Source organism: Empedobacter stercoris, assembly GCF_025244765.1.
Classification (GTDB): domain Bacteria; phylum Bacteroidota; class Bacteroidia; order Flavobacteriales; family Weeksellaceae; genus Empedobacter; species Empedobacter stercoris.
This window is the reverse complement of the sequence record NZ_CP104209.1, coordinates 2,522,389-2,542,694: the sequence shown is the minus strand read 5'-3', so window position 1 is coordinate 2,542,694 and position 20,306 is coordinate 2,522,389. Positions and strand designations below refer to the sequence as shown.

At 31.5% G+C, this 20,306-nt stretch carries 18 protein-coding genes; 7 read left to right on the top strand and 11 right to left on the bottom strand.

What is annotated here, in order from left to right; all coding sequences use genetic code 11:
• Positions 1 to 8: 8 nt before the first annotated feature.
• The 4 genes from NZD85_RS12030 to kdsB all read right to left on the bottom strand — a co-directional run bounded on the left by NZD85_RS12030 (position 9) and on the right by kdsB (position 4,267).
• The gene (locus NZD85_RS12030; RefSeq protein WP_171621858.1) at positions 9 to 1,970 is read right to left on the bottom strand and encodes a site-specific recombinase Gcr; all 1,962 of its coding nucleotides are present in this window, start codon (positions 1,968 to 1,970) and stop codon (positions 9 to 11) included.
• A 107-nt stretch (positions 1,971 to 2,077) separates the two neighbouring features.
• Positions 2,078 to 2,761 carry a LolA family protein gene (locus NZD85_RS12025; protein WP_171621857.1) on the bottom strand — a complete coding sequence of 228 codons (684 nt, stop codon included), beginning with the start codon at positions 2,759 to 2,761 and terminating at the stop codon, positions 2,078 to 2,080.
• A gap of 65 nt (positions 2,762 to 2,826) precedes the next feature.
• A complete protein-coding gene (locus NZD85_RS12020; RefSeq protein ID WP_171621856.1) occupies positions 2,827 to 3,378 on the bottom strand; it encodes an HNH endonuclease in 552 nt (183 codons plus the stop codon).
• 145 nt (positions 3,379 to 3,523) lie between these two features.
• On the bottom strand, positions 3,524 to 4,267 hold the full coding sequence (gene kdsB / locus NZD85_RS12015) for a 3-deoxy-manno-octulosonate cytidylyltransferase (RefSeq protein WP_260541994.1): 744 nt from the start codon (positions 4,265 to 4,267) through the stop codon (positions 3,524 to 3,526).
• A gap of 199 nt (positions 4,268 to 4,466) precedes the next feature.
• Here kdsB and NZD85_RS12010 point away from each other — a divergent pair, with 199 nt between their 5' ends.
• From NZD85_RS12010 to NZD85_RS11995, 4 genes are all read left to right on the top strand, one after another.
• Entirely contained in the window at positions 4,467 to 5,258 is a 792-nt protein-coding gene (locus NZD85_RS12010) for a DUF3822 family protein (protein WP_171621854.1), read from the top strand.
• The gene (locus NZD85_RS12005; protein ID WP_260541991.1) at positions 5,234 to 5,776 is read left to right on the top strand and encodes an RsmD family RNA methyltransferase; all 543 of its coding nucleotides are present in this window, start codon (positions 5,234 to 5,236) and stop codon (positions 5,774 to 5,776) included. The genes NZD85_RS12010 and NZD85_RS12005 overlap by 25 nt, the downstream gene beginning before the upstream one ends.
• A gap of 133 nt (positions 5,777 to 5,909) precedes the next feature.
• On the top strand, positions 5,910 to 8,138 hold the full coding sequence (locus NZD85_RS12000) for a TonB-dependent siderophore receptor (RefSeq protein WP_260541989.1): 2,229 nt from the start codon (positions 5,910 to 5,912) through the stop codon (positions 8,136 to 8,138).
• Between the two features lie 119 nt (positions 8,139 to 8,257).
• Positions 8,258 to 8,746: a TlpA family protein disulfide reductase gene (locus tag NZD85_RS11995; protein WP_260541987.1), complete on the top strand. Its 489-nt coding sequence runs from the start codon at positions 8,258 to 8,260 to the stop codon at positions 8,744 to 8,746.
• Between the two features lie 69 nt (positions 8,747 to 8,815).
• On the opposite strand, the gene NZD85_RS11990 is transcribed toward NZD85_RS11995, so the two are convergent.
• From NZD85_RS11990 to NZD85_RS11975, 4 genes are all read right to left on the bottom strand, one after another.
• Positions 8,816 to 9,763: an FKBP-type peptidyl-prolyl cis-trans isomerase gene (locus tag NZD85_RS11990; RefSeq protein WP_260541985.1), complete on the bottom strand. Its 948-nt coding sequence runs from the start codon at positions 9,761 to 9,763 to the stop codon at positions 8,816 to 8,818.
• A 41-nt stretch (positions 9,764 to 9,804) separates the two neighbouring features.
• On the bottom strand, positions 9,805 to 10,431 hold the full coding sequence (locus tag NZD85_RS11985) for a hypothetical protein (protein ID WP_260541983.1): 627 nt from the start codon (positions 10,429 to 10,431) through the stop codon (positions 9,805 to 9,807).
• Between the two features lie 17 nt (positions 10,432 to 10,448).
• Positions 10,449 to 11,537: a DNA polymerase III subunit gamma/tau gene (gene dnaX, locus NZD85_RS11980; RefSeq protein ID WP_260541981.1), complete on the bottom strand. Its 1,089-nt coding sequence runs from the start codon at positions 11,535 to 11,537 to the stop codon at positions 10,449 to 10,451.
• 81 nt (positions 11,538 to 11,618) lie between these two features.
• Positions 11,619 to 13,250, bottom strand: coding sequence for an ABC1 kinase family protein (locus tag NZD85_RS11975; RefSeq protein ID WP_225542186.1), 1,632 nt, complete (start codon positions 13,248 to 13,250; stop codon positions 11,619 to 11,621).
• 242 nt (positions 13,251 to 13,492) lie between these two features.
• Between NZD85_RS11975 and rpsA the strand changes: the two genes are divergently transcribed.
• The 3 genes from rpsA to NZD85_RS11960 all read left to right on the top strand — a co-directional run bounded on the left by rpsA (position 13,493) and on the right by NZD85_RS11960 (position 17,008).
• On the top strand, positions 13,493 to 15,322 hold the full coding sequence (rpsA, locus tag NZD85_RS11970; protein WP_171621846.1) for a 30S ribosomal protein S1: 1,830 nt from the start codon (positions 13,493 to 13,495) through the stop codon (positions 15,320 to 15,322).
• Between the two features lie 197 nt (positions 15,323 to 15,519).
• The gene (locus tag NZD85_RS11965) at positions 15,520 to 15,987 is read left to right on the top strand and encodes an Lrp/AsnC family transcriptional regulator (RefSeq protein ID WP_210766915.1); all 468 of its coding nucleotides are present in this window, start codon (positions 15,520 to 15,522) and stop codon (positions 15,985 to 15,987) included.
• A gap of 13 nt (positions 15,988 to 16,000) precedes the next feature.
• Entirely contained in the window at positions 16,001 to 17,008 is a 1,008-nt protein-coding gene (locus NZD85_RS11960) for an EamA family transporter (RefSeq protein ID WP_171621845.1), read from the top strand.
• A gap of 66 nt (positions 17,009 to 17,074) precedes the next feature.
• Here NZD85_RS11960 and ribB read toward each other — a convergent pair whose 3' ends face one another.
• The 3 genes from ribB to NZD85_RS11945 are packed head-to-tail and all read right to left on the bottom strand — an operon-like array spanning position 17,075 to position 20,302.
• Positions 17,075 to 18,199: a 3,4-dihydroxy-2-butanone-4-phosphate synthase gene (gene ribB / locus NZD85_RS11955; RefSeq protein ID WP_225539734.1), complete on the bottom strand. Its 1,125-nt coding sequence runs from the start codon at positions 18,197 to 18,199 to the stop codon at positions 17,075 to 17,077.
• Between the two features lie 9 nt (positions 18,200 to 18,208).
• A complete protein-coding gene (locus NZD85_RS11950; RefSeq protein WP_171621843.1) occupies positions 18,209 to 19,669 on the bottom strand; it encodes an LptF/LptG family permease in 1,461 nt (486 codons plus the stop codon).
• A 3-nt stretch (positions 19,670 to 19,672) separates the two neighbouring features.
• Positions 19,673 to 20,302 carry a LolA family protein gene (locus NZD85_RS11945; RefSeq protein WP_260541975.1) on the bottom strand — a complete coding sequence of 210 codons (630 nt, stop codon included), beginning with the start codon at positions 20,300 to 20,302 and terminating at the stop codon, positions 19,673 to 19,675.
• Between the last annotated feature and the right edge of the window lie 4 nt (positions 20,303 to 20,306).

Sequence of the window (20,306 nt, the reverse complement as noted above, 5' to 3'; positions counted from 1 at the left end):
CTTTCAGCTTATACTTCTTCTTTTCTTTTTGTCCAAAGAGGTGGAACAAAAAATGGGAGAGGATTACGAATAAATGCTTTTATAGTGTGTGCAATCATCGTAAAAATTTTATAAAAAGGAATATTATTTGATCTCATTGCCATCAACAGTGAAAATGTAAAACTCACCAAAAAGTTACACCAACCTACCATAAAGATTGCAATAAAACCAATAATCATAGGTCCAATATCAAAATGATATCCCATTCCTCCAATTCCGATTGCAAAGTTTCCTGAAACGAATGTAATATGTCGAATATCGAAAGGTTGTCCAGTGAAATCACCTATCAAAAAAGCACATCCCATCATAAAACCGAAAGCTACATTTCCGACCACTCCACCCAAATTTTTCTCAAACCAATTCGAAATTCTTCTTCTTCTACGTTCTGAGAATGATTTTTTTAGAATAGGATGATTGTAAATACGTTCAGGAATATTATGAAAGCGTTGACTGTTAATCGTCATTCCTGAAATTAATCCAGAAAGGAACAAGAAAACACCTGCTATAGCTCCAAAATAGAAAATATGCCAATCCATTATCACTACTTCTTCCCAATAATGATAAGCCTTAGAATACTTAATTACCTCGAAGCCTAAAATTTGATTCAACAAATAAAAAATCCCCAATGAAACTACGAAACCTGCTACAACATTTCCTAAAAAAGCAATCATTTGGCTTCTTACCAATTGTGCAAATAAGGTTGTAAAATCTTTGACATTTAGCTCCGATCCTGAGGTTGGCACGAGCGCACGAGCAAGTCGGGCAGCAGTCATAGAAGGTTGCTTTGTAGCCAGTGTCATATGAGTAAGGTAAATTGTACAAAAACCAACAGCGTAATTTATACTAAAGAAAAATGCTTTAAATAGCGGTGAAGTGTCAGGTATATTCCCTATTCCTGTTTTAATAAAACACAAAAAAGAAACGATTAAACCTCCACCACAAGCCGTCCAAAACATTTTATTGTATTCTTTGGCTGTTTGCGTGATATACTTCTCGCCTGTTTTTCCATTATGGTAAGTTACTAAAAATGTAATCAAATATACCGTAGAACTCAATTGATTGCTCATAAAATTCTTTGGCGCATAAAACTCAACCCATTTCTTAGTAGCAAAACTGTAAAAAGAAATCAAACCATGAAGCTTTAACTCATTGAAACTATTAAGTATTATTTGCAAACGTGCCAATTGTTGTTGCAAACGATTTATCTTTGAAGCTACTTTCAAGGAGATTCCTTTGTAATCTTTTTGAGTTAAAATGTCATTTAACAAATGTTTACATTTGGAAATACTTTCTTTAATTTCTAACATATCAAATCCAGCTTGTGGACTTTCAATAATGTTACTAATTTGCATTGAAAGTTTAGAGAATGGATTGTTCAAATAATTTACTTCATTACTATAACGCATCATTTCTTTGTCCGAAAACCCTCCCGTAATACGAACTGTAAGAATAGAAATAGCTTGTAAAAGTTGGTTTTGTATATTATTGGTATTCCCTTTAAAATTTTCTATTTCAACGTCTTGATACAAGACTTCGAAAAGTTTTTTCCATCGATCACGAGGAATTATTCGAATTGCTTGTAGATTTTTTGAATTGTAAAAAATTTCGTTCACAACAGAAGTCAATTCATTGTTATCCTCGATATCTGGCAAAAGCGAATCCATAATTTTTTTACGAAAAATAGAAAATAAATTATCTTCTAAATGAATTCCACTGTCTACTAAATAGCTTACGATATTAATTTTTCCGAATGTTTTTTGAAGTTCCTCTCGAAAAATTAAACGATAAGTTGAGTTATTTTGAAGTTTTGAGATTAAATCATCGATAAAAGAAATTGAATCTGGATAATCTTTTCTTGCTTTTTCTAATAACCTTAGTAAAAACCTCTTCTCGTATTTTCTATTTTGATCAAATATAGAGTCTAAAGCCATATTTTAATTTCTTCTTTAAGAGTACAAAAATAAAAAACTTATGTTACTAAGTTGTATAAATTAATCGAAATAAAAAAGTGATCCTTTGTTACGAATCACTTTTTTAGTTAGAATTTAAAATGTTTCTTATCAATGGCTGGATTAATTTTAATATCATTGAATTTTATGATATATTCTCCTCCTTCGGTAGGTTTTCCTACCACTTTTGTCGCAAAGGATAATCCATTGAATGTTTTAAAATTAGAGTAATAAAGGGTTTCTTCTTTATTCTTCTCCATTACAATTTCGTAAGAATTTTTATCAAAACAATAAATTGTTGAATTTGTATTTTTGGTTAATTCAACTTTATAACAGCTATTATTTTGATCATATTTATCTATGCCTAAGTATTTTATCTTAAATCCTTTTTGTTTATACTTTAAAATATCCGAATCAAAAGAGTCTGGTTTATAATTTTTTACAGCTACATTTTTCTTTGCAACTTCACTATAAGTCCACCCTATTTTGCCATCATAACCTTCATTTAATATTTCTTTTCCGTTCATCACAAACACCACTTTCTTGTTGTATGGTCGTTGGTGATAAACAATCATAGGATAAGAATCTCCTACATTAATGATGGCTTCTCCTTTTAGGATAATACTGTTCAAATTATTCCAAGCTGCTTCTCCTCCTGTTTTCTGAATATGATTTTCAATAATTTGTTCTGCTTCTTGTGCGTATGTTGCTACAGAAAATAACGAAATCATAAGCATACTAAATGTCAATTTCAACATAAGAACTTTTTTCATTTTTTTTGAATCTGTTGAACAAGATATAAAAACTAATTTAAAGTTCTATTATGAGAGAATGATTTTTAGTCTTTTTTAACTTCTATATGTGACCAGTTTTCACCTCTTAAAATACGGTAAACTTGTCCTTGAGAAATATTAAATTGTTTGGCTAAAGTAGAAATTTTAGTCTTTCTATTAGGATCGAGTAATTTCTTTTTCAAACGAATTACTTGTGCTTCTGTTAATTTACTATTCGGAATGCTGTCTAAACGAGAACGTCCCTTCATCATTCTAAATAAATGTTTGTTATGCTCTTTCCATTCTTCCAACGTTGCCCATTGCAAATTATTCATTGCATTGTTTAATTTATTATGGTCTAAATGAACGACATATTCTTTATTTTCTTTATTAGGCAAAAAAGTTTCCGCTACCATTTTGTGGACATATTTTGCTGTACGTTTTCCGTCTGCTTTTGTTACCCAAATTGCGCGATAACCATTATTGATAGCTCCTTCTAAAATTTTATATTTATCTTGTCCTGTGTATAATTTTTTAACAAGACCATCTTTTGATACCAAGAAAGATCTTTTTTCAATTAATCCTTCTGCTTCGTATTCTTTCCATGAATCACTCATAATCACTATTTTAACTTATTTCTTCATTTTACAACAACATTCATACCGAAATAATTATTTTAAAGTTAATTAACTTAATTATTTCATTTTCATCAATCAGAATAGTCGATTTGAGTGCAAATATAACGGATAATAACGAGTTAGATTATTTTTTAACAATAACGGATAAATATTCTTTTGCACGTTCTAAATCTTCAGGTGTATCAATTCCAACTCCAATTGATTCTGTTTCGATTACTTTGATTTTCATCCCATATTCTAAGTAACGCAATTGTTCCAATTTTTCTGCTTTTTCATTTTGACGCATTGCTAATTTAGAAAAGTTCAATAAAGCATTCTTTCTAAACGCATATATTCCTAAATGACGAAAATAATTTGGTGTAAAATTCGATTCGCGAGCAAATGGAATCGCTGAGCGAGAGAAATAAAGTGCAAAATCATTGATATCCGTTACCACTTTTACAAAATTTGGATTATTAATTGCTTCTTGTGTTGAAATTGCTTCTTTTAGTGTCGCTACATCTACAGTTTTTCCTATTTCTCCATCAAAAGAAGAAAGAATATCAGCCAAGGCTTTTTCATTAACAAATGGTTCGTCACCCTGAACATTCAAAATAATATCACATTCTATATTTTCGATCGCTTCAGCAATTCGATCACTTCCAGTTTCATGTTCTTTTATACTCATAATTGCTTTTCCTCCGTGGTTTACTATTTCTTCAAAAATCAATTTAGAATCTGTCACCACAAAAACATCATCAAACAAATTGGTTGCCACAACATTTTCGTAAGTCATTCGAATGACAGTTTTATTACCCAATAGTTGCATCAATTTCCCAGGAAAACGAGAAGCTGCATATCGTGCTGGAATAACGGCTATTTTTTTCACTACTTTTTATTTCAAATTTCTGTAAATTTAAGTAGATTCGGCTGAAATGCATTTTTATTCAACAAAATAATTGTAGTATCTTTACAGAAATAAATTTTCTGTATGAAGATTGCTTTCAAAATTTTGTTATTTTTGATTTCATTAGGATTGATTTTCATCTTAATCAGCGAGTTAAAAATTCAAGGATAAAGAAAAATTTATGTCAAAACCAACTCAACGTTCGTTAGCGATTTTATTATCACACGATATGCTTAGTTATATTACCAAAACAACCGACGGAATATCGACTTCGTATTCGGATGTGTATGACTATTCGGTGGATTTTACAAATCTTAACAAAACGGAGATTGAAATTGAACATGAATTGCGTTCTAATTTGACTCTATTGCAAGAATACGACCATGTGCACATTTGTTTTTTATCGACTACAATCAATGTCGTTCCCTCACATCTTTCGCACAAGCCTTTCGAAGATTTGTTATCTCTTTCGGATTATAGTCCTATCAAATTAGCAATTGATTGTCCATTAGAAAATGTAGATGCTTCTATTGTATACAACATTCATTATCCGTTAAAAGATATTTTGCTTTCTTTACCCAATTTGCAAAATGCTCGCTTGTATCATTCGGGCAAATTCTTGATTGATTATGGGTTGATTAATTCGAAAAACAATGAAGTTTACATCAATTTGATGCACCAAAAATTAGAAGTTTGTGTGTTAAGCAATGGAGAATTTATTTTTTATAATCTATTTGAAACAAAAACGAAAGAAGACTTTTTGTTTTACATTTTGTACACATTAAATCAATTAAATATTAGTTCAAACGAAGTTTCATTATATGCTTTTGGAGACGTTTTAACTTCACCAAATTACTACGAAACCTTAAAAAAATATGTTCGTCATATTTCGTTTAACGAAGATGATAAACAACTTGGACAATATTTTACATTATATAAATTATTCGAATGCGAATCATTTCAGGAACATTAAAAGGAAAACGAATCACTGCACCAAACAATTTACCGGTGCGCCCTACAACAGACTTCGCAAAAGAAGCTTTATTTAATATATTAAACAACGAATGGTATTTTGATGAAATTACTGTGCTGGATTTATTTTCAGGAATAGGTGGTATTTCATTAGAGTTTGCTTCTCGTGGAGCTAAGAAAGTAACTTCTGTAGATAACTTCTATGGTTGTGTAAAATTCTTAGACGAAACGGCTAAACAATTAAAATTAGATGATATCATTACAACTGTAAAAGGTGATGTTTTGAAATATTTAGATAAACAACCTATCAAAAAGTTTGATATTATTTTTGCTGATCCACCCTACGATTTAGATGAAGAAGCTTACAAAAAAATTCCTGATTTGGTAATGAACAACCAATGGTTAGAAGAAGGAGGAAATTTTGTATTAGAACATCCTTCTAATATTTCTTTTGTAGATCATCCAAATTTTATACAACACAAAAAATACGGAAACGTACACTTCTCTTTTTTCGAGTAAGACAAAAAATCTTAAAATATTTATCAAAATCGACTAATAGATGACATCTATCAGTCGATTTCTTTTTTTTATTTAGATTAAGTCTAATTAAATTTGCGTAAATAATTTTATTTAGATTAAATATAGATAACACATGAGAAAGAATATATATTTATTATCAACTCTTACACTACTTAGTTTATCAACTGCCTTTGCACAAGAAACTAAAAAAGAAAGAAAAGATTCTATCAACACTTTACAAGAAGTTGAAATTTTTGGAGATCGAGCAAAAAAACAACGAGGATTAGAAGCTATCACTCGTTTTCCTGTCACTCCTAATCAACAAATACAAACTATATCTACTATTTCAGAAAAATTAATTGAAGAGCAGGGCGCACTAACCGTTACTGATGCTGCTCGTAATGTACCAGGAGTTACCTTATTTGGTTCTTACGGAGGAAATAGAGAATCGATGTCGATTCGTGGATACAGAGGTACTCCTGTTTTAAGAAATGGAGTTCGTATGGATTCTGATTTTAGAACTGCTGGTGCAATAGCTGATATGCAAGGAATAGAATCTGTACAAGTAATAAAAGGATCTGCTGCAATTACTCAAGGAGTTGGTAATAGTTTAGGTTCTGCAGGTGGAGTTATTAATCTAGCTACAAAAACTCCACGTTTTATAAATGCAGGTAACATAGGTTTACGTGTTGGATCTTGGAATCAAGTTCGTACAACTTTTGATGTTCAACGCGTAGTTGATCAAGCAAAAACCTTTGCATTTCGCTTAAATGGTGCTTATCAACAAGGTGATAGTTATAGAGACATTGTAAATAATAAAAGATTCTATATACAGCCTTCTCTTGCCTGGAGACCTGATGAAAAAACTGAAATTATTGCAGAAATGGATTATTTAAATTTTGAAGGCGTTCCAGATGTAGGTACAGTAAATTTAAATAATGACTTTACACAAGCATTAGCTAACATGGGACATCGCTTCTTAGGTTTTGATACTGACTTTGACAAAAGTAAAGCAACAACATATTCATTACGTGCTACACGTCAATTAACTGATAAAATTAATATACGTGCCGCTTACTATGGCTCTATTAATGATAGAAATCAACAAAGTACATCTTTAGCAACAATTAAAGACAAAGCAGGTAATGTAGATAATTATGCTTTGAGAACAAGATCGTTAGGACATTCAACTAGAAATGATCGTAATACAACAGTTCAAATTGATGTAATGGGAAAAGATTTTCAAACTGGAATTCTTAAATGGAGTTGGCAAGCAGGCTATGATTACACAACTTATCGTGTAGATTCTCGTAGTGCTCAAATAGACTCAGGAAGAAAAGATAAGGATGGTAACCCTATAATGACATCTACTATTCCAGTTGTAGAAGATCCAATTAATGTACTACAAGATATCAATCATAAATTACCTAATAATTTTGATTTTTCTCAATTAACAATTAACACATCGAGTCCTATTGATAATGGTTATTACTACGGATTTATGACTCAACATCACCTTAATATTACTGATTATGTAAAAGTTGTTGGAGCTTTAAGATGGTCATATTCTGGTGTAAATTCAAAAGATGTTTTAGATCCAATGATTGGATTAATGGTTTCTCCTATTAAAAACATTAATTTATTTGGCTCATATACAACAACATCTTCTTTACGTTCTGCTTCAAACCCTTTACAAGGAGGAGGAACGGTTGGAACTTCTCGTACAAAACAATTTGAAACTGGTATTAAAACAGATTGGTTTAATGATAGACTTAGAGCAAACATTACATATTTCGATATGATTAATGAAAACTTAGCATACGAGATTGTAAATGGAAATACAAGAACTGGTGAATATCTTCTTGCAGGAGATTTAAAAAGAAAAGGCGTAGAAGTAGAAGTAACTGGACGTCCTTTACCAAATGTTCAAGTATTATTAGGATATTCATATTTAGATACACAATACCAAGGTTCTCCTACTTATGTAGATGGATCTCGTCCAATGAATGCTCCACGCAATACTGCCAATGCTTGGGTACAATACAAATTTCAAAAAACAAATACTTTTATTGATGGTTTATCTATATCAAGTGGCGTTTATTATGTTGGTTCTCGACCAGTTAATGACAGAAGCACATCAAAAGATGCACATGGAAATATAATGAATGGACAAGCTCCTTTCTTAATGCCAGAATACACAACGCTTAATGCACAAGTTGGATATTCAATGAAAAGATTTGATTTCCGATTATTCTTTAATAATATTACAGACGAAATTGGATACAACTCATACTACAGAGGAGGTTACATCAACCAAATCGATCCATTTAATATGGCTGCACAAGTTGTATTTAAATTCTAATTTCTTTTCTCAACTTTAAATTTTTAGCATTTTTAAAATAGGAAAACGACAGTTTTATTAACTGTCGTTTTTATTTTGAATAGAATTGATTAACTTCCGTCAAAATTTTTCTTAACAACATGAAAACAAAACTTACTGCTTTAGTCATATTCTTTTGTTCGATTTTTACATTCGCACAAACTGAAAATACATTAACAACTATTCCAGAATTTTCTTTTGTAAAAATGCAATCCGATGGAATTTTCGATTCAAAAGAAATCAAAAAAGGAAAACAAACTTTGATTGTTTTATACTCACCAACATGTATCCACTGTCAATTAGCGTTAAATCACTTTAACAACAATTACGAAGAACATTTCAAAAACACACAAATTATTTTAGTTTCCGAATACGAAGCAAAAGATGCTATTCCATTTTTAAATCAACATGCACCAAAATTTGTAAACAATAAAAATGTAGAATTATTATACGATTCTAATTATGAGTTTGGTCCTATTTTTCAACCAACTTCAATTCCTACATTCTATTTATTCGACAAAAATAAAAATCTTGTAACGATTAGAAAAGGCTCTGTTGAAGCCAATAAAATTTTTAATTATCTGAAATAAATTAAAATATAATGCATAAAAAAATCCCACTCATCGAGTGGGATTTTTAGTTTGTATGTAACCTATTGATTATTTACCTTGTTGAGCTTGCGCTTCGAATTGTTTTTGTAATTCTTTAATTTGCTCTTCTGATAAACCTTGTCCTTGCGCACCTGGTTGACCTTGTGGAGCTGGTTGACCTTCTTTAAAGTCTACTAATTCAACTTCGAATTCTAACGCTTGGTTTGGTCCAATTTGTCCACCTGGAGCTCCCATTTCACCGTAACCTAAGTTTGCAGGAATATAGAATTTGTATTTTGCGCCTTTAGACATTAATTGTAAACCTTCTGACCATCCTGGAATAACTTGATTCAAAGGAAATTCTACACCTCCTTTAGCTTCTGGATTTTTGTCTGTACTATCAAAAGTTTTACCAGTAGCTAAAATTTTACCAGTATATTTTACTTTAACAATACTATTAATGTTTGGTTTAGCACCTGTTCCTTCTTTTTCTACAACATAAACTAATCCTGAAGCAGTCGTTTTAGCACCAGAAGCTTTTTTCTTCTCGTCTACTAATTTTTTAGATTCGTCTGCATTTTTCTTTACCAAATTTTGTTGATGATTCTTTGCATAAGTATCTAAAATTCCCATTCCTGCTTCTTGTGTAATCAACAATTTTTTGTGACGTACAACATCCATAATCCCTTGAACAATAATATCCTTGTCCATTTGATCTAATTGTTGTTGGTTGATAACCGTCTCAATTTGTTGACCAACTTGCTGTCCAATCGCGTAAGATTCTCTACTCTCTTTTCCAGCTTTTAAATAATCTCTGATCCCTTTTTCTAATTGATCGTAGTTGATACTATCTGTCTCAACTAAACGTCCTCCAAGACCTTTGATTTGCTCACCAAGACCAGTTCCGAAAGCATAAGAAGCTTTTTGATCTTCGCTTTCTAATTTGTCTACAGATTTTCCTTTGTTACAAGACACTAACGACGCAACAACAAAAATCCCTAAAAGAACTTTTTTCATTATTTATAAAAATTTATTGCAAGTTTAATAAGAAACTTTCATTAATCATACAAATCTAACCCAAATTCTTCTTTTAATTTTAACAAAACAGGGTTTTTGTCTGATAATAGTTTAAATTTCTCTTTATTCGATAAGATATGATTTGTAGCTTCCTTCTCCGAAAATTTGATTTGAATCGTGAAATAATGATTCTTTAGAAATGCTCTTAAACTATTTCTAATTCGATCACGGTATTCCTCAAATTCCTGTTCAGATGAATGTGAAGAAAACTCGAAAATAATTTCATCCCCTTCCAAACCAAGCTCTGTTGTCATCAATGCATTATAAGACGGAATGTTATGTTCGATTTTCAAACGATCCAAGAATCTTTTCCATCCTTCATTTACTTGTTCTAATGTAAATTTTTCTCGTGGCAAATCATCTCGTAGTATTTCTTCTTGATGTTCTTGTACTTTTGCTCCAGGTAAAGCCATTTTCAAACTAAATGATGAATTACCGCTGATTTTAATTGGTTTTGAAGCACGTGTATATGCTTTGACCTCTTCCGAAATCACCGATTTTTTCACATTAAAATGTACCTGCGATTGAGACTCTTCATTTTGCTGTACCATGTTGTTTTGATGAACTGAAGGTACCGCAATTGTAGTCGTTTGTTGTTCTTTTGACAAATAAAAAGATGGAGGAACTATACTATACTTTTTTTTTTAAGACCGTTTTCTTCAGCAGTTAAAGATGCTAATTGCATCAAAGCAATTTCAACTGTTAAACGTGGATTCTTACTCGATTTGTAATTTAAATCTGCTTCATTACAGATTTCTATCGCACCAAATAAAAATGAAGCCGAACATTTTTGAGCATGTTCTAAGTATTTCGCTTTGATACGTTCTCCTACTTCTAACAAACTAACGGTATTAGCTGTTTTAGACATCAACAAATCGCGGAAATGTGCACCTAAGCCACAAATAAAAAGATGGGCATCAAATCCTTTATTTAAAATATCGTTCAGTTGCAACATTGCTTGTGGAATATCATTTTCCAAACACGCATCTGTCATCTTGAAATAATAATCGTAATCCAATACATTCAAGTTTTCTGCAACAGCGGAATACGTCAAATTTTTATTTGTAAAAGTTGCCATTCGGTCAAAAATCGACAACGAATCACGTAAAGCTCCATCTGCTTTTTGCGCAATCAAATGCAGCGCATCATCTTCGAAAGTTACTTGTTCTTTATCTGCAACATTTTTGAGATGTCCTTTGATATCTTCAACTCCTATTCGTTTGAAATCATAAATCTGACATCGAGAAAGAATCGTAGGAATAATTTTATGTTTTTCCGTTGTTGCTAAAATAAAAATAGCATGCGCTGGTGGCTCTTCTAATGTTTTCAAAAAAGCATTAAAAGCTGCTGTTGATAACATATGAACCTCATCAATAATATACACACGATATTTTCCAATTTGAGGAACAATACGTACTTGATCGATTAGATTTCGTATATCATCCACCGAATTATTTGATGCTGCATCTAACTCGAAAATATTGAAAGCAAAATCTTGATCACCTTCTACTCCATTTTCTTCGTTAATTTTACGTGCTAAAATTCTGGCGCATGTTGTTTTCCCAACACCTCTTGGACCACAAAATAAAAGTGCTTGTGGCAATTGATTAGACTTTATCGCTTGTTCTAAAGTATTTGTAATAGACGCTTGTCCAACTACATCTTCAAAATTTAGTGGGCGATATTTTCTGGCTGAAACAACAAAATTTTCCATACAAATGCAAATATAATAGTTTTAAGTTTCTTATAAAAATACTTTCTTTTTGATGCTTAATTTTAAAGTTAAATTTTAAATCTACTTTTTTCTAAAGACTAAAATAATAATACAACTCGCCGTAAAAACAGATAATAAATACCCAACCCAAGAAAGCATTGGCATGTCTAAAATCATGGGACGAACGGTTGTATTGGCTAACATACTTCCACCAATTCCAAAAGTTAATGTTAATAAAGCTAACACTATTTTATTGACACTGTCTTTTATTAGTTTCTGAATATTATCGATTTCATCAATCTTAAAATTAAGCGCTAATTTATCGTTGTTTATTTTTTCGATTAGCTTTAATGTATCTTCAGGTAAATCGTTGATTAAATCTTGAATATCCTTGAAATTATCAATCGTCTTTTTACTCAAATATTTAGGATGAAATTTCTGACGAGCTAATTTTATTGCATACGGACGCATCGAACGTTGTACATTAAGATCAGCATGCAATTGTTGACCAATCCCTTCTATAAGCGCAATTCCTCTTAATAAGATATAAACATATTCAGGTAATAACACATGATTACGCTGTAGAATATGATTAAATTTTTTGATGATTACCTGAACTTCAATGGTGTCAACTGTATTGTATTCTAAATAGTCAAAAATATCAGCAATATCACGTTCCAATTGTTTATCATTTTCGATATAATGTTTAATCGCCATTTTTTTGAGTGAACGAACAATACGTTTTGGATTTTTCAAACCAAAATCAATGACAACATTTTCTAATGCTTCTTTTTCGTTGATTGCTAAAATTCCCATCGAGCCAAAATCGATGAAAGCTATTCGACCGTCTTGCAAAATAAAAATATTACCTGGATGAGGATCGGCATGAAAAAAACCATCATCTAACAATTGTTTCAAATAAATATCAAACCCTTTTTGCACGATTTTTTTTGGGTCAAGTCCCAACGCTTCCAATTGCTCAACATCATTTACTTTAAAACCCTCGATTAATTCCATACAAAGAAAATTATTGTTCGAATAGTCTTCGTATGTTTTAGGCACGTAAACATCTTTACTTTTCTCGAAATTTTTTCTAAAACGTTCGATATTTTGAAATTCGTTCGTTAGAGAAAGTTCTTTTAGAATTGAATTTTCGAATGATTTTTCAATTTCAGAAATGAATAACTTTTGTAACTTCTCGTATTTCTTTTCTAAAAAAAGAACGATATCACGAATCAAGGCCAAATCTGATTCGATGATATGTTGAATGTTTGATCGCTTCACTTTGAACACGACTTTTTCACCATTCAATAATGTAGCGCGGTAAACTTGTGAAATACTGGCTGCAGCAAAAGGTTGTTGTTCTATTGAAAGAAAATGTTCGTCTGGTTCTATTCCAAATTCATCTTTTATTCTTTGATAAATATCAATCTCTTCAGGCGGGACATTATCTTGTAATTTTTTCAACTCTTCGACCAATGATTCAGGAACCAAATCTTTTCGATTACTTAATAATTGACCAAATTTTATATAGGTTGGTCCGAGTTCTTCCAAAGCCATTCGAAACCTTTGATTGAAAGAACTATTGAAGAAATCAGTATTTTGGTCAGAATGAAACAAATCATTTCCACGAGAAAGGATTTCTTCAAAACCATATTTAGAAACGACTTTTACGATTTTCGAAAAGCGTTTTATTTTCTTTAAACTATCCATAAGATTTAGATTCGTTTACAAGTTACAAATAAACAAACGTGTATTGAGTTTATAAAAACTTAAATTTCTTTGAGTTGAAGCGAAAATTATTCCAAAAAATTAATTTTTATTGTTTATCTTTGCACTCGCTTAAATGAATTAGGAATCAAGCGATTAATTATTAAGTTAAACATCTCTCGGTCATTTATTTGCATTTTAAGATTCCAAAAATAAAATTGATTGAGATACAAATTTTTAGAATTATGTCTAAAGAAACAAAACAAGAGGAGGTAAAAGAAGTTGTATTAAACACTCCAGTATTAGATGCGTCTGCTAATGCAAACGTAGCGCCAGAATCATTTGATTGGGAATCTTTCGAATCAGGATTAAACGAAGAAGATCGTAAAGAAAAAGCTGAATTAGAGCAAATGTACGATACAACTTTAGAAGACTTACATGAGAATGAAGTATTCAAAGGACAAGTTGTACGTATTACAGATAAAGAAGCTATCGTTGACATCAACTTCAAATCAGAAGGTGTTATTTCATTAAACGAATTCCGTTACAACCAAGATTTAAAAGTTGGAGATATCGTTGAAGTAATGGTTGATCAACGTGAAGATAAAAATGGACAATTAATTTTATCTCACAAAAAAGCTCGTACATTAAATGCATGGGATGCTGTGAACAAAGCACACGATTCTCAAGAAATCGTTAACGGTTACATCAAAGCTCGTACTAAAGGAGGTATGATTGTTGACGTATTCGGAATTGAAGCTTTCTTACCAGGTTCTCAAATCGATGTTAAACCAATCCGTGATTACGAACAATTCGTAGGAAAAACTATGGAGTTCAAAGTTGTTAAAATCAACCCAGAATTCAAAAACGTAGTTGTTTCTCACAAAGCGTTAATCGAGGCTGATATCGAAGTTCAGAAAAAAGAAATCGTTGCTCAATTAGAGAAAGGACAAGTATTAGAAGGTGAAGTTAAAAACATCACATCTTACGGTGTATTCGTAGACTTAGGAGGTGTTGACGGTTTAATCCACATTACAGACTTATCTTGGTCTCGTATCAACCACCCATCTGAAATCTTAGAAGATGGACAAAAAATCAACGTTGTAATCTTAGATTTCGACGAAGATAAATCTCGTATCCAATTAGGTATTAAACAATTAGAAGCTCACCCATGGGATGCTTTAGATGCTGATATCAAAGTTGGTGATAAAGTTAAAGGAAAAGTAGTTGTTTTAGCTGACTACGGTGCATTCGTTGAGGTTGCTCCAGGTGTAGAAGGTTTAATCCACGTTTCTGAAATGTCATGGTCTACTCACTTACGTTCTGCTCAAGATTTCGTAAAAGTAGGTGATGAAGTTGAAGCAGTAGTTTTAACTTTAGATAGAGAAGAAAGAAAAATGTCTTTAGGTATCAAACAATTAACGCCAGATCCTTGGACAGATATTACAACTAAATACCCAGTAGGTTCTACTCACAAAGGTAAAGTTCGTAACTTCACTAACTTCGGTGTATTCGTAGAATTAGAAGAAGGTGTTGACGGATTAATCTACATCTCTGACTTATCTTGGACTAAGAAAATCAAACACCCATCAGAATTCTGTGCAGTTGATGATATCTTAGACGTAGTAGTTTTAGAATTAGACGTAGAAGCTCGTCGTTTATCTTTAGGTCACAAACAATTAACTGAAAACCCTTGGGATCAGTACGAAGCTAAATATGCTGTAGGTACAACTCACACAGGTGTTGCAGTTGACGTATTTGACAAAGGTGCTACAGTTCAATTCGAAGATGCTGATGTTGAAGCTTTCGCTCCAGCTCGTACATTAGAGAAGGAAGACGGATCTCGTATCAAAAAAGGTGAAGAAACATCTTTCAAAGTAATCGAATTCAATAAAGAATTCCGTCGTGTAGTAGTTTCTCATACAGCAACTTTCCGTGAGGAAGAAGTTAAAGCTGAAAGAACTTCTAACAACAATAACAACAACAATTCATCTAACACAATTGAAACATCTACATTAGGAGATATCGATTCATTAGCTGCATTGAAAAAGAAAATGGAAGAAGGAGGAAACTAATTCTCTAACGGAAATTTTTAAATAACATAAGCTGTCCAGTATTGGGCAGCTTTTTTTTATGAAGAATGGTTTAATACTTGGCAGGAATACTGAATTTAATTTATGGTTTAAAATCATATCAAGAATAAAGTACATTTATTAATATATTTTTTGAATATTATTCAAAAAACCTTAATTTTGCAGTCGAAATGGAAAAAATAGAATTTAATTTAGACGCTACTGATTTGAAAATCATGCGATTAATGCAAGAAAATGCGCGTATTAATAATGCCGATATTGCAAGAGAATTGGGAATGGCACCTTCTGGTATATTAGAACGTGTAAAGAAGCTTGAAAACAAACAAGTTATTTTAGCTTATCATGCAAAAATAAATCCAGTGGCAGTTGGTCAAAAATTACTTTCATACATGTTTATCAAAACGGTAGATATTATCGGAGATGAAACAGTAGGAAAACAGCTTGCTCAAATTCCAGAAGTTTTAGAAGTTCATGATATCGCTGGAGATGATGGTTATTTAATCAAAGTAAGAACTTCTGATAACGAAGGTTTAGTAGAATTAATGCGTAAACACCTTAGCAAAATTGGTGGAATCACCTCTACACGAACAACTATCGTTTTACAAACAATAAAAGAAGAACAAAATATCGTTATACCAACGAATTAAAATTGAAGATTGAATGAAAGGGAATCAACCAAGCAAGTGGCTGATTATTGCAGCGTATTTCGTGGTTTATGTCGTTTGGGGGTCAACTTATTTTTTTATAGATAAGGCATTACATGGCTTTAGTCCATTTATTTTGGGCTCGTTTCGTTTTATTGGAGCGAGTACATTATTGATGGGGTATTGCAAATTAAAAGGCTATAAACTTTGGGATAAACAAATCGTAAAACAATGCATTTTTACGGGATTTATGTTACTTTTTATTGATATGGCCGGAATTATTTGGTCTGAGCAATTTTTACCAAGTGGAATTGTTGCGATTATGGCAGCTTCGGCAGCTATTTGGTTCATTGTATTAGATAAACCAAAATGGAAACAAAATTTTTCAAGTATTCCCACTGTATTAGGTGTACTGTTTGGTTTTATAGGTGTTTTGATGCTATTCTACGAACAAACGACTACTGTACACGCAGACGCAGATCAGCAATTCTTAAATATGATTGGATTGATTGTTTTAATCTTTTGTTCTATCGCTTGGACATTGGGTTCTTTGTATTCTAAATATGTGACGGACAAACAGAAAAAAGAAGTTACAAAACCAAAAGAAGAGTTGCATATCATGGTAAAAACAGCTTGGCAAATGATTACTGCTGGTGTATTATTCAATACTGTTGCCATATTCAATGGAGAGTATGCCAATTTCAATCTTGCGAATGTAACGACAGAAGATTGGTTAGCAATGGCTTATTTAACAACTTTTGGCTCTATTCTTGCATTTGGATCTTATGTTTGGCTGTTACAACATCGTCCAGCCGTAGAAGTTTCTACTTATGCTTACGTTAATCCAATTGTAGCAGTAGCGTTAAGTTATTTTTTCTCAGATGATGTCATAACTCATTTGCAGATCTATGGATTAGCAGTAATTTTATTCAGTGTTTTATTAATGAATTGGAATCTTTACAAAAACACAAAATCAGTTCAAAAAATTCTGCATCTTGTTTCTCGTAAACATTATGCCCATTAAATATTATGATGATTAATAAAAAAAGCTTCTCTTGTGAGAAGCTTTTTTTAGTTCTATATTATTTTCTTACAATTTTGTACATTTTACAATCTCTAAACCATATTGTGTAGTATGAGGCTCTTCGACTGTTCGTGTAATTAAATTCATTTTTTGGATACCTAAATCTTTGATAATTTGCGATCCAATTCCATGATCTTTTTCGTCTGCTGGTAAAATCCCCGATTTAGATTTTCCTTCAGAATAGCTTTTGAAAATTTCTAATTTCTGTTCAACTAATTCAGAATTCTGAATATTATTGATAAAAATAATAACTCCTTTTTCTTCTTCGTTGATAATGTTCATTGTTTTTTCTAACAATGGCGTTTCTCCATTTTGTAAAGCGCTAAATAAGTCATAATAACTGTTTGTCGATTTTACACGTACAGGAACAACATCATCTTTTGACCATTTACCTTTTTTTAGTGCAAAATGAATTTGGTTGTTTGTTGTTTGTTGATAAGCAACTAAATCATAATCTCCGAATTTCGTTTTTGCAGGAAATTCTTCAATACGTTTTACCAACGATTCGTTTTCTAATCTATATGCAATTAAATCTTCAATCGAAACGATTTTAAGATCAAAATTTTTCGCAATCTCCAATAATTCAGGAAGACGAGCCATCTCTCCATCTTCTTTCAATATTTCAACAATACATCCAGCAGGATAATGTCCTGCCATACGCGCCAAATCAACAGCTGCTTCTGTATGTCCCATGCGAACTAAAACCCCTCCATCTTTCGCTATTAAAGGAAAAATATGTCCTGGTTTACCTAAATCATCAGGATTTGTATTTTCATCAATTAAGGCTTGAATAGTTTTTGAACGATCCGAAGCCGAAATTCCTGTTGTACAACCATGTCCTTGTAAATCGACAGAAACGGTAAAATTCGTTTCATAAATCGCTGTATTGTGACCAACCATAAGATCTAAGCCTAAAGCTTTACATCTTTGTTGTGTAAGTGGTGTACAAACCAATCCGCGTCCATGCGTTACCATAAAGTTAATGACTTCTGGCGTAGCAAACTCGGCTATACATAGGAAATCTCCTTCATTTTCACGATCTTCATCGTCAACTACAATGATAACTTTTCCTTGTTTTAAATCTTCTAAAGCTTCTTCAATTGTGTTTAATTGAGATGATCTATTTTCCATTGTTTTATATTATTGATAACGAGAATGCTCCTCGTTTTTGTTTGTTTTCTTAAACTTATTAAAGTATTTTATAATCGGATCGATGTAAATACTTATGTCAAATAATCCTGAGTCTTGGTTGGCTTTATAACTAAATAAAATAGAGAATGGAAGTGCTATAATATTCGCTGCCCAAGCAGCAAAAGTTGAGTCTAATTTACCATTTTTCGCCATGTTTTCTGCGGAGAAATTTAGAATAAAATAGATAACGAATATGACAATAGAAATAACAACCGGCATTCCAATTCCTCCTTTTTTAACAATTGCTCCTAACGAAGATCCTATCAAAAAGAAAATAATACACGTTACTGCGTACGAAAAGTTTCGGTTGTAATGAATGTTTACTTTTGCATATAGTTTTTCTCGACCTATAATTTCTTGTTCAGAAAATAACATATTTTCTTGATCTCGATTTACCATTTGTATCGATTGATTGATAATTCTGTCTTGATCTTGAGCAGAATGTTCTTTTATATCGAAAATCATTTTGGTATTTACAGAATCAATCTCTTTCATTTTATGAAAGTAATAATAATTCTGATTGAACATATTTGTTTTTAAATCTGAATAATACTTTTTATAGTCTACATTTAACGAATCTATCAAATGTCTCAGACCTTTTCCATCCAAATATTTATATGAGTTTCCTGGATCTTCGTCTTTCCCTGAATTTAAAATATCCGAAATATCAATGTAATAATTAAGCGTATCAAACTTTGTATATTGATTTTCTTGACGTAATCGTTGATCTAAATTTTTATTCTTAATATTATCTGTATAAGCAATTCCATCAAAAAGCTCCATTTTCATGTAATGGTTATCGTTTTTATCAGGAGCAAGATTTCCTCTTTTGGCAATTATTGTCATTCCATCTTCTCCAAAAGCTGCATTTTGATGAACAAAAACATCTTCTAACTTTTCAGAATTTTCACCAGAAACTTTATTAATTTTCATCTGAAAACCAGGAACCGTTTCAATAAAAACACCTTCTTTCATATTTACAGTAGGTTTTGTCTGTAAAATACTATAGAGCATTGTTCTTGCTTTTCGTTGAGAATAAGGCATTACTTTGTCTCCAAAATAATACAACCCTATTGACATTAACATAATTAATCCAAAAAGTGGGGCAAGAATTCTTGTTAAAGAGATTCCAGACGCTTTCATTGCTGCCAACTCGTAACGCTCACCAAATCCTCCCATTGTCATAATCGACCCCAAAAGAATGGTAAGTGGCAGTACAAGTTGCACCACGTTAATACCAAAATAAAAAAGTAATTCCGCTATAGTGTACCATTCTAAACCTTTTCCAATAAATTTTTCCATTTCTTGCCATGCAAACTGCACAATAAAGATGAAAAATAGAACACTAAAAATGAAAAAAAATGGACCTAAAAAGGTCTTAATTAAATACCAGTCAAGCTTTTTTAACATTGATTATAATTGTGTAATAATATAGCCTTGCGACTTATATTTCTTTTGGTCAAAGTTAAAGTAACTTTTGTGAATAAGTAAATTTTGAACGTAATCTTTTACAACGATAGACATTGTATCTCCATTTTTACCATATTCTTTATAATCATGGATTTGATTATTTGCTGTATTAACTCCTAAAATCGAATATTTAATTGAAGATGTTTTAGTTGGCGTTAATTTTATATACTGAATCGACTTACCTCCTACTGTTTTTTTATCTGTTAACGCATAACTAAAATCTGTGCGATAGGTATTCAAAACTTTAGTTGGATTTAAAAAATCATCTGTATTTGACGCATCAGAAACTGTTACTTCTTTGTCATCTTTTGCTATCGTATATAACTTTGTTCCTGTGTATATTTGATTGATGTCTCCTACATTCAAATTAAATTTTTGTTTCATCGAGAAAACTTCTCCTGTTTGATTCATCGATTTTCCATTATTCGAATGACTAAAATCAAACTTAATATAATACGAGCTTGCGTTGGTATATTTTGCGTAAACTTTGTCTAAGATTTGTTTTGCTGATTGAGCGTTTAATGTTCCAACCCCTACTAATAAGAGTATGAAAGAATAAATTATCTTTTTCATACAA